The 17,508-nt window shown below is 60.9% G+C and carries 14 protein-coding genes and 1 pseudogene; 5 read left to right on the forward strand and 10 right to left on the reverse strand.

Annotated features, from left to right (window positions below):
- Positions 1-4: 4 nt before the first annotated feature.
- From AKJ29_RS05875 to amaB, 3 genes and pseudogenes are all read right to left on the reverse strand, one after another.
- The gene (locus AKJ29_RS05875; protein ID WP_055188790.1) at positions 5-1,003 is read right to left on the reverse strand and encodes a GlxA family transcriptional regulator; all 999 of its coding nucleotides are present in this window, start codon (positions 1,001-1,003) and stop codon (positions 5-7) included.
- A gap of 159 nt (positions 1,004-1,162) precedes the next feature.
- On the reverse strand, positions 1,163-2,440 hold the full coding sequence (locus tag AKJ29_RS05880) for an NAD(P)/FAD-dependent oxidoreductase (protein WP_055188792.1): 1,278 nt from the start codon (positions 2,438-2,440) through the stop codon (positions 1,163-1,165).
- Positions 2,441-2,467: 27 nt separating this feature from the next.
- Positions 2,468-3,984 (reverse strand): annotated as a pseudogene (amaB, locus tag AKJ29_RS05885) (L-piperidine-6-carboxylate dehydrogenase).
- A gap of 106 nt (positions 3,985-4,090) precedes the next feature.
- On the opposite strand from amaB, the gene AKJ29_RS05890 reads away from it, so the two are divergent.
- Positions 4,091-5,008: a LysR substrate-binding domain-containing protein gene (locus AKJ29_RS05890; protein ID WP_055188794.1), complete on the forward strand. Its 918-nt coding sequence runs from the start codon at positions 4,091-4,093 to the stop codon at positions 5,006-5,008.
- Positions 5,009-5,069: 61 nt separating this feature from the next.
- Here AKJ29_RS05890 and AKJ29_RS05895 read toward each other — a convergent pair whose 3' ends face one another.
- Together AKJ29_RS05895 and uvrB are read right to left on the reverse strand one after the other, a co-directional pair.
- Positions 5,070-5,909 carry a fumarylacetoacetate hydrolase family protein gene (locus tag AKJ29_RS05895; RefSeq protein WP_055188796.1) on the reverse strand — a complete coding sequence of 280 codons (840 nt, stop codon included), beginning with the start codon at positions 5,907-5,909 and terminating at the stop codon, positions 5,070-5,072.
- Positions 5,906-8,077, reverse strand: coding sequence for an excinuclease ABC subunit UvrB (uvrB, locus tag AKJ29_RS05900; RefSeq protein ID WP_055188798.1), 2,172 nt, complete (start codon positions 8,075-8,077; stop codon positions 5,906-5,908). The genes AKJ29_RS05895 and uvrB overlap by 4 nt, the downstream gene beginning before the upstream one ends.
- 641 nt (positions 8,078-8,718) lie before the next feature.
- Here uvrB and AKJ29_RS05905 point away from each other — a divergent pair.
- Positions 8,719-9,030, forward strand: a complete 312-nt coding sequence (locus AKJ29_RS05905) for an ETC complex I subunit (RefSeq protein ID WP_055189076.1) — start codon at positions 8,719-8,721, stop codon at positions 9,028-9,030.
- A 160-nt stretch (positions 9,031-9,190) separates the two neighbouring features.
- Here the strand turns inward: AKJ29_RS05905 and AKJ29_RS05910 are convergent, their stop codons facing one another.
- Positions 9,191-9,952 (reverse strand): alpha/beta fold hydrolase, encoded by a 762-nt coding sequence (locus AKJ29_RS05910; protein WP_055188800.1) that lies wholly within the window; start codon positions 9,950-9,952, stop codon positions 9,191-9,193.
- A gap of 155 nt (positions 9,953-10,107) precedes the next feature.
- Here AKJ29_RS05910 and AKJ29_RS05915 point away from each other — a divergent pair, with 155 nt between their 5' ends.
- Positions 10,108-10,470, forward strand: a complete 363-nt coding sequence (locus AKJ29_RS05915; RefSeq protein ID WP_055188802.1) for a hypothetical protein — start codon at positions 10,108-10,110, stop codon at positions 10,468-10,470.
- On the opposite strand, the gene AKJ29_RS05920 is transcribed toward AKJ29_RS05915, so the two are convergent.
- The 3 genes from AKJ29_RS05920 to glyA are packed head-to-tail and all read right to left on the reverse strand — an operon-like array spanning position 10,449 to position 13,771.
- On the reverse strand, positions 10,449-11,309 hold the full coding sequence (locus AKJ29_RS05920; protein WP_055188804.1) for a DUF817 domain-containing protein: 861 nt from the start codon (positions 11,307-11,309) through the stop codon (positions 10,449-10,451). The genes AKJ29_RS05915 and AKJ29_RS05920 overlap by 22 nt on opposite strands.
- 60 nt (positions 11,310-11,369) lie before the next feature.
- On the reverse strand, positions 11,370-12,497 hold the full coding sequence (locus tag AKJ29_RS05925) for a saccharopine dehydrogenase NADP-binding domain-containing protein (protein WP_082392521.1): 1,128 nt from the start codon (positions 12,495-12,497) through the stop codon (positions 11,370-11,372).
- On the reverse strand, positions 12,464-13,771 hold the full coding sequence (gene glyA, locus AKJ29_RS05930; RefSeq protein WP_055188807.1) for a serine hydroxymethyltransferase: 1,308 nt from the start codon (positions 13,769-13,771) through the stop codon (positions 12,464-12,466). Before glyA ends, AKJ29_RS05925 begins: the two co-directional genes overlap by 34 nt.
- Before the next feature lie 179 nt (positions 13,772-13,950).
- On the opposite strand from glyA, the gene AKJ29_RS05935 reads away from it, so the two are divergent.
- Both AKJ29_RS05935 and AKJ29_RS05940 read left to right on the forward strand, forming a co-directional pair.
- The gene (locus AKJ29_RS05935; RefSeq protein WP_055188809.1) at positions 13,951-14,712 is read left to right on the forward strand and encodes an NAD kinase; all 762 of its coding nucleotides are present in this window, start codon (positions 13,951-13,953) and stop codon (positions 14,710-14,712) included.
- A 261-nt stretch (positions 14,713-14,973) separates the two neighbouring features.
- The gene (locus AKJ29_RS05940; RefSeq protein WP_235477292.1) at positions 14,974-15,837 is read left to right on the forward strand and encodes a DMT family transporter; all 864 of its coding nucleotides are present in this window, start codon (positions 14,974-14,976) and stop codon (positions 15,835-15,837) included.
- Positions 15,838-15,850: 13 nt separating this feature from the next.
- On the opposite strand, the gene AKJ29_RS05945 is transcribed toward AKJ29_RS05940, so the two are convergent.
- Positions 15,851-17,416, reverse strand: a complete 1,566-nt coding sequence (locus tag AKJ29_RS05945; RefSeq protein ID WP_055188815.1) for a sigma-54-dependent transcriptional regulator — start codon at positions 17,414-17,416, stop codon at positions 15,851-15,853.
- Positions 17,417-17,508 lie beyond the last annotated feature (92 nt).

Raw genomic sequence — 17,508 nt, forward strand, 5'->3', positions numbered from 1 at the left:
CGCCTCACCCCCGCGCTTTCCCCTTTTCCCCACGCAGCTGATTTGGCGTCTTGGCATATTCCAGCCGATAGGCCCGCGCCAGCGAGGAGCTGTCGGAAAACCCGCAGGCAAGCGCCACGTCAATCAGCGGCATGCGCGTGTCGGTGATCAGCGCCTGCGCCCGTTTCAGCCTGATTTTCTTGTAAAATTTCGCAGGCGTTTCATCAAGATTGATCAGGAATAGACGTTCAAGCTGCCGCGTCGAGACCCCCACTTCCTGCGCCAGCTCCGACACTTTCAGCGGATGTTCCACCGTTTCTTCCATCAGGCGAATGGCGCTTTGCAGGCGCTTTTCCAGAAAGTTGGACGAGTGGCTCATCCCTTTGGGCTGGTCCCGGTTGGGGCCGCGCACATGTTCCAGCATCAGCTGTGCCGCCAGTTCCGCCGCTTCCTGCGGGGCGAGCTGTTCGGACAGGATTGCGACCATCAGCTCCAGCGTATGCCCGCCCCCCGCACAGGTCATGATCCCGCCGGCATCTTCGGCCAGATGGGTGGTCAGCGTGGGGTAATCGCCCCCTTCCGACAGCACGTTCACGTCGCTCCAGTTTGTGGTCACCGGATGGCTGCGCGGGTTGGTGGCCTTGATATATTCGGTGGCCGCCCCGGACAGAAGCACCACCCGCCGTTTGATTTTCTGCATCGCTCTCAGCCGCGCCATCCAGCCGCCGCCATGGCTGCCTGTGCCGCCAATCACCACCAACACCTGCCGCAGATATTGCTCCCCGATCGAGGGGCCCGCCCGCACCATCATATCCCCGTTGCTGTGCACGATGCCCGGATGATCCGAGGTGATCTGCCACGGGAACCGCTCATATCCGCAGACGTCATTGGCCGTGTTCAGCGCCGACAGGATCGAGGCGAGCTCAACCTGCCAGAACCCGGGCTGCACAAAGATCTCGATCCCGCATACGGGGGCGGTTGGGTCTGCGCCCTTGTCGGTGGCTTGTGCAATCTCGTCTGGCATCAGGGCGTGTTCCGTCGGGTGTCAAGTCTGGGTCTGGACCCGAAATGGGCGCAAGGGGTTCTTATATCTGCGATATTTGATACAGCCAGACAAGCCCGGGCATAGTCCGGGTTGCGTCACCAGATCATTGAAAACCGTCAGGGCAGGCCAAATTTTCCGTCAGAACCGATCTTTCAGTAGATGGGTCAGGGTGGCGCCGGTTTCGTAATAGACCTGTCGGGTGGAGGCCATCGTCACCCCGTGCTGATCCACCGGCGGGCGGGGCAGAAGCGCCTGGTCATCCTTGATAAGAGCCTCCGCCATGGCCTTGCCAAACAGGGTGCCCGGCCCAATGCCGCGCCCGGAAAAGCCAAAGGCGATCAGGGCGTTATTTCCCATCGGCAGGATTTTTGGCAGATATTCCTCGGTCATGGCTATGCGCCCGTGCCAGGGGGTGGTGAGGCGCAGCCCGGCAAGGGCGGGAAACATCCGGGCCAGTTTGCGATCAAGCCAGGCAAGATGGGCCCCGCTGGCAAAGTGGTCAATCGCCCCCATGCCGCCAATCACCAGCCGCCCGGCCTGATCAAGCCGCCAGGACGACATGACCATCGCCGTGTCCCAACATCCCTCGCGCCCCGGCAGGATCTGCGCCAGCTGATCGGCCGGCAGCGGATCAGTGGCCGCCTGAAAGTAATGGACCGGCACCACCTTCGGGGCAGGGGCGCCCTGGACGGGCAGGTGATAGGCATTGGTTGCGATGATCATCTTCCGGGCCGAGATCCCGCCCTCAGGGGTGCGCAGCTGCCAGCCGGTGCGGGTTTGCAAAATCTCGGTGGCGGGGCTGTTTTCATGCAGATGCGCCCCGCATTCCATCGCGGCCCGCGCCAGACCCCTGGCGTACCCCAAAGGCTGGATCGTGCCCGCGCGGGGATCAAACAGCGCGCCATGCACCTGCGTCGACCCCACCCGTGCCACCGCCTCCTCTCGTGACAGCAAGGTGACCGGTGCGCCGATGGCCGAGAGCTGCCGGTGCCGGTTGGCAAGATCGCGCATCCCGGATCTGGCATGGGCGCAATGCAATGTGCCTGCGCGCACCGGTTCACATTTGATGTCAAATTCCCGGATCAGCGCAAAGACAAGATCGGGCGCCCCGGCAAGGGCTGCGGACAGATTGTCGCCTGCCTCCTTGCCGATCCGCTTGGCGATCTCCTCCGGTGGCAGCCACAGCCCCGCATTGACCAGCCCCACATTCCGACCAGAGCCACCCTGCCCAAACCGACCCGCTTCAATCAGGCGGACGTCAAGCCCGGTCCGTGCCGCGCTCAGCGCCGCCGACAAGCCGGTATAGCCACCGCCCACCACCACCAGATCAGCCGTAACCTCCCCGCTCAGGGCGGCGGCGCCGGGATGCTCGGCGCAGGTTTTGTGCCAAAGGCTTTCGGTGATGTCCGCCCCCAAAGGCGCGCCCCGCTTTGTGCTCAAGGCTCAATCTCCAAATGTGATCCCCTGCGCCAGGGGCAGCTCGCGCGAGTAATTGACGGTGTTGGTCTGGCGCCGCATATAGGCTTTCCACGCATCCGACCCGCTTTCACGCCCGCCGCCCGTGTCCTTTTCGCCGCCGAAAGCACCGCCAATTTCCGCCCCGGACGGGCCGATATTCACATTGGCGATACCACAGTCCGATCCCCCCGCCGAGAGGAAATACTCGGTCTCCCGAACATCGGTTGAGAAGATGCTGGAGGACAGGCCCTGCGGCACGGCGTTTTGCAGCGCGATCGCCTCGTCCAGATGGCGATAGGTCACGATATACAGGATCGGCGCAAAGGTTTCGTGATGCATGACCGCCGTCTGTGCAGGCATTTCCACAAGGGCCGGGCGCACATAGGCTGGCTGGACATCAGCGCCTGACCCCCGCCATGCACACGACCGCCTTCGCTTACCGCCTGATCCAGCGCGCGGCCCATTGCCACAAGGGCGTCCTGGTCGATCAGCGGCCCGACCAGCGTGGATGGATCCAGCGGGTCCCCGATTGGCAGGCTGCGATAGGTTTCGATCAGGCGCTGGGTCAGCGCGTCCTTCACATCTTCATGCACAATCAGGCGGCGCAGCGTGGTGCAGCGTTGCCCGGCCGTGCCCACCGCCGAAAACACGATGGCCCGCAGCGCCATGTCCAGATCCGCCGAGGGGGCGACGATCATCGCGTTGTTGCCGCCAAGTTCCAGAATGCTGCGGCCCAGACGGTTTGCCAAATCGGCCGCCACCGCCTTGCCCATCGGCACCGATCCGGTGGCTGAAATCAGCGCCACGTCTTTTGACGCGGTCAGCACCTCACCCAGATCGCGCCCGCCGATCAGCGTCTGGATCAGCCCCTCAGGAGCGTCCTCACCAAATTCTGCGCAAACCCGGTCGCAGATCTTCTGCACGGCCAGCGCAGTCAGCGGTGTCTTTTCCGACGGTTTCCAGATCACCGGGTCGCCGCAGACCAGCGCAAGGGCGGCGTTCCAGCACCAGGGTGCCACCGGAAAGTTGAACGCGGTGATCACGCCGCAGATGCCCAGCGGATGCCAGCTCTCGCGCATCGCGTGGCCCGGACGTTCGGACGCGATGGTCAGGCCATAAAGCTGGCGGGACAGCCCCACGGCAAAGTCGCAGATGTCGATCATTTCCTGCACTTCGCCCAGCCCCTCGGCAGAAATCTTGCCGCATTCCAGCGTGACCAGCCGGCCGAGGGTTTCCTTTTCCCGCCGCAGCGCATTGCCCAGTTGACGCACCAGTTCACCGCGGCGTGGCGCGGGCACCATGCGCCAGTGGCGGAACGCCGCTTTGGCGCGGGCGATTGCGGCCAGGGCGGCGTCCGGCCCGTCTTGGTGGATCCGGGCAATCTCACTGCCATCCACCGGGGTTCTGACCGACAGGCTGCCCCCGGTCAGCTCCTTCGGGGTAAACCCGCTAGCGGCCAGGATTTCGGAAAACCGGGGGGTGGTTGTTGCGGAGTTGGTCATTGAGGTCTCTTCCATCCCATGAGAAAAAGTTCAGTAAATTCAGTTTCTCATGGGTGGCGGCCAAAAACTATTGAAAGTAAATCGTTATAGTATGAGGATTGCTCATATGATTATCTCGCGCCGCTTCCTGCCCTCCATCCCCTCACTGCTTGCCATCGAAGCGGTGGACCGTCTTGGCTCTGCTCAATCTGCTGCACAGGATCTGTCGTTGACACAAAGCGCCATTTCGCGGCAGCTCAAACAGCTTGAGGCGCAGATGGGGGTTGATCTGATCCAGCGCGACCAGTTGCGGCTGGGGCTGACCCCGGCCGGGCGGGAATTTGCCCGCGAGGCGCGTCAGGTGCTGGAGAAGCTGGGCCATGCCTCGATCCGGCTGCGTGCCAATCCCGCCGGGGGCTCACTTGACCTGTCGATCCTGCCTGCGTTTGGGCTGAACTGGCTGGCGCCCCGGCTGAAAAGCTTTGTTGCGGCCCACCCGGATATCAGCGTCAACCTGCACACCCATAACCGCCCGTTTGATTTCGCCAACAACCCGGCCCAGGCGGCGATCCATTACCGGGCGGATCGGCAGGCAGATGGGCATTTGGACGACTGGCCGGGGGTCGAGCAATTGCCGTTGATGCCGAAATTCGTGATGCCGGTCTGTGCGCCGGACCTGATGGCGGCTCCGGTCGGGCAGCCCGCCGCGCTGCTGCACCTGCCGCTGTTGCATCTGGAAACCCATCCCGACAGCTGGGAGGTCTGGTTTGCCCGCCATGGGGTTGCGGCCACGGGGCTTGAGGGGATGTTGTTTGACCAAAGTTCCACCATGACACAGGCTGCCGTGCACGGGCTGGGGCTTGCGCTGTTGCCCAGCTTTCTGGCGATGGAAGAGATCCGTCTGGGGCGGCTGGTCCCCGCGCTGGAAGCAGCCCCCGTGTCGCTGGGCGATTATGCGCTGGTCTGGCCCGAGGCGCAGTCCTCCCACCTGCCGCTGATCCGCTTTCGCAGCTGGTTGAAGGCGCAGGTGGCCGGTGAAATATGAGTGGGTCTGGCCCTAAAGCGTTTCGGGATAAACTTGAGACATATGTTTATTCCGAAACGCTTTAAGCGCGCCTGATCGACAGGCGCTGTGTGCCCAGCCCCTCAACCCCCAGAACCATCTCATCACCTTCGCGCAGATAGACGGGTGGCCTCTGTCCCATCCCCACACCGGGCGGGGTGCCGGTGGCAATAATGTCGCCCGGTTCCAGCGTCATGAATTGCGACAGGTAAGACACCAGATGGGCCACGCCATAGACCATGGTTGCAGTGCTGCCTGTCTGCATCCGCGTCCCGTTCAGGTCCAGAAACATCGACAATGCCTGCGGGTCCGCCACCTCGTCCCGGGTGACAAGCCAGGGGCCGATCGGGGCGAATGTGTCATGGGATTTGCCCTTGATCCACTGGCCCGCCCGTTCCATCTGAAACCCACGTTCCGAAATGTCATTGACCACACAGAAACCGGCCACATGGGACAGGGCCTGATCCTCGGCGACATATTTCGCGCGGGTGCCGATCACCACACCCAGCTCGACCTCCCAATCCACCTTGCTTGAGCCGCGCGGCAGTTCCACCTGATCATTGGGGCCGCAGATCGCTGAGGTCGCCTTGGAGAAGACCACCGGTTCCGGTGGCACCTCCATCCCCGCTTCCGCCGCGTGGTCGGCATAGTTGAGGCCGATGCAGATGATCTTGCCCACATGGGCCACCGGTGCGCCGATCCGCGTGTCGGTCACAATCGGCAGCGTGGCCGGGTCGATATCCGCAAGGATCGCGAGTCCGGTGTCGGACAGGGCCGCTCCGGTGATGTCTTTCACATGCCCTGACAGGTCGCGGATCTGCCCGTCCTGATCGCACAGCCCCGGCTTTTCCGCCCCGTTCGGCCCGTAACGCAGAAGTTTCATCGTGCCTTTCTCCCTCGTCCCGCCCGTTGACCGGGCTTGCCCGCCGTTGAGCGCCCTTTCTGTTCCGACGCGGCCTCGATCGCGGATTGCCGCGCCAGCGGGTCGTCGGCCACGGCCAGTTCCACCGCTTCCAGCCGGTGGATTTCGTCGCGCAGCCGGGCGGCCTCTTCGAATTCCAGGTTTTCGGCGGCCTTGCGCATGCCGGCCTTCAACGCCTCCAGATGGGCGGACAGATTGTCGCCCATCAGCGGTTTGTCCACGGTGGCGGTGACGCGGGACATGTCGGTGTCGCCCTGGTAAAGCCCGGCCAGAACATCATCGACGTTTTTCTTCACCGTTTCCGGTGTGATCCCGTGCAACGCATTGTAAGCCATCTGCTTTTCGCGCCGCCGCTCGGTTTCCTTCAGCGCGCGTTCCATCGAGCCGGTGATCTTGTCGGCATACATGATCACCCGTCCCTCGGCATTCCTAGCGGCGCGACCGATGGTCTGAATGAGCGAGGTTTCCGAGCGCAGGAACCCCTCTTTATCCGCGTCCAGAATGGCCACCAGCCCGCATTCCGGAATGTCCAGCCCTTCGCGCAACAGGTTGATCCCGACCAGAACGTCAAAGGCGCCCAGCCGCAGGTCCCGCAGGATTTCAATGCGTTCCAGCGTGTCGATATCCGAGTGCATATACCGCACGCGGATACCCTGTTCGTGCAGATATTCGGTCAGGTCTTCGGCCATGCGTTTGGTCAGGGTTGTCACCAGCGTGCGCATCCCCTTGGCCGAAACCCGGCGCACCTCGTCCAGAAGGTCATCGACCTGCATCTCGACCGGGCGGATTTCAACCTGCGGGTCCAGAAGCCCGGTGGGGCGGATGATCTGTTCGGCAAACACGCCGCCGGTCTGTTCCAGTTCCCAGTTCGAAGGCGTGGCCGACACAAACACCGATTGCGGGCGCATCGCGTCCCATTCCTCGAATTTCAGCGGGCGGTTGTCCATGCAGGAGGGCAGGCGGAAGCCATGTTCGGCCAGCGTGAACTTGCGTCGATAATCGCCCCGGAACATGCCGCCGATCTGCGGCACCGACACATGGCTTTCATCGGCAAAGACAATGGCGTTATCGGGGATATATTCAAACAGCGTGGGGGGCGGCTCTCCCGGCGCGCGACCGGTCAGGTAGCGTGAATAATTCTCGATCCCGGAACAAAACCCCGACGCTTCCAGCATTTCAATGTCGAATTTGGTGCGCTGTTCCAGTCGCTGCGCTTCCAGAAGCTTCCCCTCCGCCTCGAACTCCGCCAGCCGCAAAGCCAGCTCCTGCCTGATGTTCTGCACCGCCTGTTTCAGCGTCGGCGTGGGGGTCACGTAATGCGAATTGGCATAGACGCGCACCTTTTCCAGCGTGTCGGTCTTTGCCCCGGTGAGCGTGTCAAACTCGGTGATGTTTTCCAGTTCCTCACCGAAAAAGGACAGGCGCCAGCCGCGGTCTTCCAAATGTGAGGGCCAGATCTCAAGGCTGTCGCCACGCACCCGGAAAGACCCGCGATGAAAGGCGTTGTCGTTGCGCTTGTATTGCTGCGCCACCAGATCGCGCATGACCGCGCGCTGGTCATAGTCCTGCCCCACCACGATATCCTGTGTCATCGCGGTGTAGGTTTCAGGCGAGCCGATGCCGTAGATGCAACTGACCGAGGCGACGATGATCACGTCATCGCGCTCCAACAGGGCGCGCGTGGCCGAATGGCGCATCCGGTCGATCTGTTCGTTGATCTGGCTTTCCTTTTCAATGAACGTATCGGACCGCGCGACATAGGCTTCGGGCTGGTAATAATCATAGTAGCTGACGAAATATTCGACCGCATTTTCAGGGAAAAACCCCTTCATCTCGCCATAAAGCTGGGCGGCGAGGGTCTTGTTCGGGGCAAGGATGATGGCCGGGCGCTGGGTTTCCTCGATGATCTTGGCCATGGTGAAGGTCTTGCCGGTGCCGGTGGCCCCCAGCAGCACCTGATCCCGTTCGCCTGCCTCAATGCCGCTTTTCAGCTCAGCAATCGCTGCAGGCTGGTCGCCTGCGGGCTGAAAGGGGGACTGCATCACAAACCGTTTGCCGCCTTCCAGCTTTGGCCGGGCGGTTGGGGCCTGGGTCGGATTGGTCAGCGGGCTGTGGGCTGTTTCTGTCATCGGCGAATCCTCCGATCCCAAACATGACCCCTTTTTGTTCCTGTTCAAGGGGGCAGGGCGCGGATTGGGGCAATTGCGGGCGGTCGGGCAGGGGGCGCAGGAAAAGGCCCGGCGGATACCCCCACGGTTTGGGCCTCCCCTAAAATGGTGAGTTGCCGGTGACGCCGCGCGGCGGGCAGAGTTAACACATGGTTGACTTTCTGAGTTGGCGGTGATCAACTTCAGGTGGTTTGCTGAGATTGCGAAGCCTGCGGCTGGCGGTTTTCTGCCAGCCGCATTAACCTATTGTTAATCTCCTGATAAATCTAAACAAATCACTAACGTTAAAGGCGAAGTAATTTCCAAAAAACACAACTAAAAGTGTTTTTAACTCTTGCAGTGGCGATAAAACTCGGGTTAGTCTGATTGTGCAAGCAGCAGAATGGTCTGCCGGCGACAACGAATACCCACCCCACCCCTCGCTCCCTCGTTGTTGTCGGCAGCCTCTCTCCTACCTCCCCCCCCGAACGCAGATTGAGAAAAACCGGGCCACGCGCATGATCCGTGGTGACATGATCCCTGCTGTGGCTTTTGTGGCATTTCAGCTTGAAATACCGCCCCCATTTGGGGATAAGAAAGCGCACAGCTTCAGGAGATCCGCCATGCGCGCCCGTATTTATCAACCTGCTCGCAACGCCATGTCCTCCGGTCTTGGCAAAACCAAGGTCTGGGTTCTGGAATATGCGCCGGATGCGCCGCGTGAAATTGATCCGCTGATGGGCTGGACCGGCTCGGCGGACACCCAAAGCCAGGTGAAGCTGAAGTTTGACACCAAAGAGGCCGCGCTGGAGTTTGCCAAGTCGAAAGGCATCGAGGCCGTGGTGCATGAACCGCATAAGCGGGCCGCCAATCTGCGTCAGGGCGGCTATGGTGAAAACTTCGCCACCAACCGTCGCGGACCGTGGACGCATTGATCTGCCCCATCAAGGGTCTGTTCGATCCCATGTGAGATTTGAGGCGCTCTCCGGTTCGGGGAGCGTTTTTATTTGCGACACAGCGCGTGTGGCATGGGCGGGTGCGAGGCTCTGCCTCGCGCTCCGGAGTATTTTTGCCAAGAAGAAAGGGGCGTTCGGATCAGTTGTCGATCAGGAAGGCGCGCACGGCGGCCTCGAATGCGCGTGGTTTTTCCGCGTGCAGCCAGTGGCCCGCATCGGGGATCTTGGCCTGGTGGGCGTTGGGAAACAGCGATTTGATCTGCGGGCGGTGGTCGCGCAGCACATAGTCGGAATTGGCCCCGGACAGGAACAGGGTTGGGCTGGCAAACTGGCCGGTCACGTCGGGGAACCCGACAATTCCCGCCATATTCCGTTCCAGCGCATCCAGGTTGAGCCGCCAGCGTTTTGCCGCCACGTCCAGAGATTGCAGGAGGAAGGCGCGGATGGAGGCGTCCTCGACATCGGTGGCCAGCAGCCGGTCCGCGTCAGATCGTTTTTCGATCTGCGACAGGTCAATCCGGCGCATCGCGTCGATCAGCGGTGTCTGGCTGTGCCCGTAGCCCACCGGGGCGATATCCGCCACAAGGAGGCGACGCAGCAGCATGGGGTGGGAAAGGGCCAGCACCATTGCCGCCTTGCCCCCCATCGAATGCCCGATCAGATCCGCTGTGCCACCGATGGTGGTGATCACCTCGGCCAGATCCCCGGCCAGATCTGTGTAGCTGTGGCTGTCCGACCAGGGGCTGTTGCCATGGTTGCGCATATCCACGGCAATAACGCGCCGCGCATTGGACAGCCGCTTGGCGATCACACCCCAATTGCGACCGGACCCGAACAGGCCATGGGCGATCAGGATGGGCGGGAGGGTGTCATCCACCCCGAATGTCTGGAACTCTAACATGGGTCTGTCATATCGCGCTGGGCGGGGTGGGGGAAGGTAAAATGGGTTGCCCTAAAGCGTTTTGGGATTACGTTGAAACAGCGATGTGGAAACGTTTTAAAATCGAGATGGTTTAGGGCTGTTGGCCAAGTCATATCGCTTGGAAGGGGGAGGGCATGGACCTGCAGAGCGAAACCGCGCGGTTGGCGCGGCTGATGGAGGAGCGGCTGGATGTCACGGGGGCGGATTTCCCCACCAAGGTGCGCCGCGCCGGGCGTCTGTTGCCACGCCATGTGCGGGCGGCGGCGGCACGGTTGATGGAGGCCCAGACCCTGTCGGAGCATCCCCGGCTGGCCCGCCAGCTTGCAGCGGATGACCTGACCCGCGCGATCCACGAGATTGACCACTATCTGCGCGGGGTGGACCCGTGGGAGCGGCGCTTTGGGATATTCATCAGTTGGGCGTCAGGGCTGGCCTTCAGCCTGTTGCTTCTGGTGGGGGCGGTGTTGGGGCTGCTTTACCTGTTGCGGGGGTTTTGAAGCGTTTCGGGCACGGGACCGCCCAGGGCGCGACGATAGACCAGGGTGACGGTGGCAAAGCTCACATATAACAGCAGATACCAGCTGCCCATTTTCGCAAGCGACGCCCAGTCGATGGCCTTGGTGCCAGCATAGACCCAAGTGCCCGACCGGGTGCCGACATTCTCTGCGATCCACAGGAAAAAGCTGGAGAAAAACGCGGCGAGCGGCAGGGGCATCCAGTAAAACCTGCCGATCCGAAACCAGATCCGGGTGCGCCAGAACAAGGCTACGGTCAGCCCCATCAGGATCCAGCGCATGTCCCAGATCCAGTGATGGGTGAAGAAGTTCAGGTAAATCGCCCCCGCCAGCGCAAAATGCGCCCAGAGCGGCGGAAAAGGCGTGAACCGCATGTCGAAAATGCGAATGACCCGCGCCATGAAACTGCCGACGCTGGCATACATGAAGCCGGAAAACAGCGGCACACCCATGAGTTTGAGCAGGCCGGGTTCCGGGTAGGCCCAGCTGCCCATCTGGATCTTGAAAATCTCCATGATCGTGCCGGTGAGGTGGAAGAGCAGGATCACCCGCGCCTCGGCCCAGCTTTCCAGTTTCAGCCAGAGAAAGCCTGCCTGCAACGCCACGGCGTAGATGACCAAAGCGTCATAGCGCGCGAGCGGCCAGTCCGGCTGCCAGATCGCCTTGGAGAGCATGATCCCGATCAGCATCAAGCCCCCAAACAGCGCCGCCCAGCCCTGTTTCAGAACAAACATCACAAACTCCGCCACACCGTAAGGCAGATGCGCGCGCATCCACTGGCCGAGGGAATGTTCTGTATCGCGGGTGGAGTGCTGGATCATGCGTCGGCCTAATTGTTTTGGGCGACACTAAGGAAGGACGAAACAGAAGCAAATACTTCTTTAGCCGTGTGTGCAGGTGACGTTCAGCCGGGAGAGTTCCAGTTCCGCCTCTTCCAAGGTGAAGACATCCAGCGCCGGGCGCGCGCCGGCGGGCAGGGTGCCTTTGGCCAATTTGTTGATGGCAATGACGGCAGGGATGGCGGGAATGAACGGCCCGTCGCCCGCTTCCGCCAGCAAGGTCCAGCTTTTGCGCACCCCAGAATGTGCCTCAACCTGCACCACCATGCCGCCACGATCGGAGCCAAACGGCTCGAGCCAGCTTGCGATCCATTGCAGCGGCTTTGCAAAGCGGGCGGGGTTGGGAAACAGGCCTCGGGCGCGCAGCCAGCCAGTAATGGCGAGCGAATACTGCATCACACCGAGTTCTAATCCAGCACGAAATTCTACGGTCTCTGCACTGTAATGGCTTGGAAAAAGACCCAAATCGGGCGCGCCAATGAGGGCGGCGTTGCGCTTGAGATCGGGGGCCAATGCGTAGGATTTTGGTTCGGACCAACCGCGCAGCTCTTGCCAAGCCCCGTCGCGCATCACCTTTAAGGGGGCACCAATTTGGCCTAGAATGGCCTGCATTACCGACAGCCCGCGCGGCGCACGATTGCCCGGAAGGATCGCGGTTTCGATTTTGCGAATTGCGTCCATTTCGCGGGCAAGACCTGTTACCGCTGCCGATGAAATGGCAGGTACTGACGAGACACCAGAAAGGCAGGCAACCCCTTGGGACTGCGCCAATTTCTCAAGCTCTGAAATACCAGCGGTAAAGGCGGCATCGTCAGACAGATCGAGGTAATGCACCCCGGCCTCAACCGTTTGGCGGGCCACGTTATAGGGATCCCCGTGATAATTTTGAAAGGGCCCGGCCGCATCGACCAAAACGTCGAAACTGGCCAAGACCGGGCGAAGGTCCGCGTCGCGGTCCAGCGCAAGCGGTGTGCCGCCATAGGTTTGGGTAAAGGCTTGGGCGCGGGCGAGGGTGCGGCTTGTCACCGTCACATCCCGGTCATCTTCGATCAGCATTCGTGCTAATCGGGATCCAAAAACACCCGTCCCCCCAAGGATTAATACGCGGGGGGAGGGGATTTTTTTCAGGCCAGAACTTACAGGTTCGGGTACATTGGGAAGCGGGCGCAGAGGGCGGCCACTTTGCCGCGCACGGCCTCTTCCACAGCCTCGTTGCCGTCTTCACCATTGGCGGCCAGACCATCAACCACTTCGATGATCAGATCCGCGATCTCGCGGAATTCTGCTTCGCCAAAGCCACGGGTGGTGCCCGCCGGCGTGCCCAGACGGATGCCCGAGGTTACGGTGGGTTTTTCCGGGTCAAACGGGATGCCGTTTTTGTTGGTGGTGATATGGGCGCGACCCAGGGCTGCGTCCACGATATTGCCGGTCACGCCTTTCGGGCGCAGATCGACCAGCATCAGGTGGGTGTCAGTGCCGCCCGATACGATGTCGAGGCCGCCTTTGACCAGCTGATCGGCCAGCGCCACGGCGTTCGCGCGCACCTGTTTCTGATAGGCTTTGAACTCCGGCTTCAGCGCCTCGCCAAAGGCTGCGGCCTTACCGGCGATCACATGCATCAGCGGACCACCCTGAATGCCCGGGAAAATGGCCGAGTTCACTTTCTTGGCGATCTCCGCGTCATTGGTCACGATCATGCCACCGCGCGGACCGCGCAGGGTCTTGTGGGTGGTGGTGGTGGCCACATGGGCGTGCGGGAAGGGCGAGGGGTGCTCACCTGCCGCAATCAGGCCAGCGATATGGGCCATGTCGACCATCAGGTAGGCGCCAACCGAATCTGCAATCTCGCGGAAACGGGCAAAATCAATCTGACGCGGGATGGCCGACCCACCGGCGATGATCAGCGCAGGCTTGTGCTCATTGGCCAGTTCCTGGATCTGGTCATAGTCGATCAGGCTGTCTTCGCGCTTTACACCGTAATGCACCGCGTTGAACCACTTGCCCGACTGGTTCGGACGCGCGCCATGGGTCAGGTGACCACCGGCCGACAGATCCATGCCCAAAATGGTGTCGCCCGGCTTGATCAGCGCCTGAAACACACCCTGGTTGGCTTGCGAGCCAGAGTTCGGCTGAACATTGGCAAATTCACAGCCAAACAGTTCCTTGGCGCGGTCAATCGCCAGGTTCTCGGCCACGTCCACATATTGGCAGCCACCATAGTAACGACGCCCCGGATAGCCTTCGGCATATTTGTTGGTCAGAACCGAGCCCTGCGCCTCCATCACAGCGGCGGAGACGATGTTTTCCGATGCGATCAGTTCGATCTCGTCGCGCTGGCGCCCGAGCTCATTGGTAATGGCGCCCCAGAGTTCCGGGTCACGGGTAGCGAGGGCCTCAGTGAAAAAGCCCCCATCACGAACATTGGTGTCACGGGTATCAGTCATGCGCGTTCATCCTCCGATGCAAGACTTGGGTGATTAACTTGTGTTGCGTATTTCCTATCGGAAACAAATCGGGGCACAAGGGGCAGAATGCGACCTTGTACCCGAAAGACGCGCCATGACTGGCACTTTCACGAAACTTGTGGTTCTTTCGGAAACGAGGGACAGGAAGGGAAACCCCGATGAGCCAGAGAATCGCTTTCCTCGCCAGCGAGGCGCCCGTGGCCCAGGCCGCGTTTGACGAATTGGTGGCGCGCTATCGCAATGTGCCCCCGGAACAGGCTGACATCATCGTGGCCCTTGGCGGCGATGGGTTCATGTTGCAGACCCTGCATGACACACGCGATCTGGCCGCGCCGACCTATGGCATGAATTGCGGCACCGTCGGCTTTTTGATGAATGAGTATAGTGCCGATGCGCTGGTCGACCGGTTGATTGCGGCCGAGGAAGCGGTGATCAACCCGCTGGCAATGACCGCGGTGGATGTGCAGGGTAACACCCATGAGGCATTGGCGATCAACGAGGTCAGCCTGCTGCGTGCAGGTCCGCAGGCGGCGAAGCTGCAGATCTCGGTGGATGGCCGGGTGCGGTTGGATGAGCTGGTCTGCGACGGGGCGCTGCTCAGCACCCCGGCAGGGTCCACCGCCTATAATTATTCCGCCCATGGTCCGATCCTGCCGATTGGCTCGGATGTGCTTGCGCTGACCGCAATGGCCGCGTTCCGTCCCCGCCGCTGGCGCGGCGCGCTGTTGCCGAAACGGGCCACCGTGCGGTTTGATGTGCTGCAGCCGGAAAAACGGCCGGTCATGGCGGATGCGGATTCGCGTCAGGTGGAAAATGTGCTGTCCGTGGAGATCCGATCCGCCGACCACATCCGGCATCGTATCCTGTTTGACCCCGGCCATGGGTTGGAAGAGCGATTGATCCGCGAACAGTTCGTCTGATCCTGCGACGCGTTTGCAAAGTAGGGATCTGTAAATCGACCGGGCCAGAAAAACCACTGCCAAACCACAGACAAGATCACGGCGATAATACGGGCAAAAAGTTTAAACTTTCGGATTTTGCCGGTTGAAAAATTTAAACTTCGCCTGCGTCGGGCGTTCATAAGTTTAAACTTTTCTGTGCCCCCGCCACCAACCCTGACCCTGCGCACACTTTGCCGTGAGCGGCAGATTTCAACCTTGGCCAGCGGCGCCTCTGCCGTCATGACGAGGGAAACAACCGGAGCCACCATGCGCCTTTTTGCTCTCACAACCCTCACCATGCTGGCTTTTGCCGCCAATTCCCTGCTGAACCGCGCAGCACTTTTGGGCGAGGGGATGGATCCGGCCAGCTTTGCCCTGATCCGCGTGGCCGCCGGAGCGGTGATGTTGATGGTGTTGCTGCGCCTGCGTGCCCCGGTTGAAATACGCCGCCCGCAGCCTTTGGCAGTCTTGGGTCTTGTTGCGTATTTGTTAGGGTTTTCCTATGCTTACACGTCAATGGATGCGGGCGTTGGCGCTCTGATCCTGTTTGCCGGGGTGCAGATCACCATGTTTTCCGGGGCGCTGCGGGCCGGAGAAAACCTCCCGCTCCGGCGCTGGATCGGCGCGCTCGCCGCACTTGCTGGGCTGGTGTTCCTGCTGTGGCCCCGTGAGACGGTGGAACTGTCAGGTCCGGGCTTTGCCCTGATGTCTCTGGCAGCCGTCGGATGGGGGATCTATTCGCTGATCGGACGCAATGTGCAAGATCCGCTCGAGGCAACCGCATGGAATTTTCTGTATTCTTTCCTGATGGTTGCACTGTTTTACTGGGGGGCATCCCCGGTGGTGATCCCTGTGGGGATGCCCCTTGGTCTTGCCCTGATATCCGGTGCGATCACCTCTGGATTGGGCTATGCGCTCTGGTATGCGGTGTTGCCGAAACTCGGAGCCGCCCCAGGCGCCTTGGCGCAACTTTCCGTTCCGGTTCTGGCTTTGGGGATGGGGGCACTCTTCTTGGGGGAACAAATAGCATCACACACGGTGCTTGCAGCGATGATTGTTTTGACAGGCATTGCAATCGGATCGGTAAGGTTTAAGAAAATATAGCGTTTATAGGCGCTTACTTCTTTTTTGCCGGTTTCGCAGCCCAGGTTTCGCGCTTGCGGTAAATGGTGGAGGGGGAAACTCCCAGCACCCGAGCCGCACGCGGAATTGAGCCGCCATAGGCGCGGATCGTGTCTTCGATCACGATCTGCTCAATGTCTGCCAGGCTCAGCCCGACCAGTGAGCCCGCGCGGTCAGATGGGGGGCTGGTCGCCGCAGGGTGGCTGGGGTCAGAGCGCAAATGTGCAGGCAGCATCACCGAGGTCAGCACCTGCCCGTCATGGTGCAGAACCGCATTCCAGATCGCGTTCTTCAGCTCATGGATATTGCCCGGCCAGCTGTGGCGCTGCAACACAGCAATGGCATCCGGCGAGAGCTGGGTGAACCCCCTGTTTTCAGATCTGGAATAGTCTTGCAGGAAATGTTGCGCCAACAGGGCAATGTCGCTTTCGCGTTCGCGCAAAGGCGGGAGATGTATGGGGGCCACGTAAAGGTGGTAAAACAGATCGGATAGGAGTTTTCCTTTTTGGATCAATGTATTTGGGTCATGGGAGGTGGTGCTGATAACCCGCACATCCACATGTTCCGGCTGTTCTGAACCCAGCCGCTGCACTGTGCCCGTCCGCAAAAAACGCACCAGCTGGCTCTGGGTGCGCAGGTCAAGATTGGCAACCTCATCGAGGAACAGCGTCCCGCCATCGGCGGCGAGGGCGGCGCCGATTTTGTCTTTCCGGGCCGCTGAAAACGCTCCGGCCAGATGCCCAAACATTTCGGATGCCATCGTCTCCGGGTGCAGCGTGGCGCAGTTGATCGCAATAAACAGATCAGGGGCGCGACCGGACAAATCGTGAATGCTGCGGGCGTAGTGCTCCTTTTCCGTGCCGGTTTCCCCCTGCAAAAACACCGGGGCGGTAGAATGGGCCACATCTTCCAGCATTTGAAGGACGGTGCGGATTGAGGGGTGGTCACCCAACAGATGGGTGCCGTTCAACTGAGGCCTTGCTTTCGGGCGGGCAGGCGCTGCTGGGCGTTCCGAGTTGCCGCGGGCAGCTGGCTGTCCCGCTATTTCCAAGGGGGCGTCTATATGCGAGGGGTTTTGTTTTTTCCCTTTATTATCTTTGGTTTGCTGTTGTTCTTCTTGCTTGGTGATGCTGACCCGAGGACCAAGGGCGCTGTGAAGGGCCTGCTCCAACCGCTTGGCTCCAAAGGGATGGAACAGGCAATCAAACGCCCCAAGGCGCATGGCTTCTGCGGCATCATTGATCTGGTCGTTGCTGGCCACAACCACCACAGGGGGGGGGGGAGAGAGGCTGCGACAAGATTTCAACAGGGCTTCGGTCGGCTTGCCCCCAAGATGAAGCGGTATGAAGACAATATCGGGAACCGAGATTGCCAACTGTATCTCGGCTTCCTGGATCGTTTGTGCATATCTTGGGGTGCAATTGAGGTGGGAAAAATGGCCGGCAGGAAGCCATTGTGTCATCGCCTCGCCCAGCACGACCAGGGCATCCGCCAATGCGGGGGGATCGGTCATCGGGGGTTCGGCCCCGGACAGACTGTTAAGCTCTTCTTTGTTCGTCACGACACTACAATTGACCTGAGTGGGCTGAAAGTCAGCTTCACGTAAAAGTTGATTAGAATTGTATACTTCTGATTGTGGGATGAAAAAACACC

This window comes from Aliiroseovarius crassostreae (genome assembly GCF_001307765.1).
GTDB lineage: Bacteria > Pseudomonadota > Alphaproteobacteria > Rhodobacterales > Rhodobacteraceae > Aliiroseovarius > Aliiroseovarius crassostreae.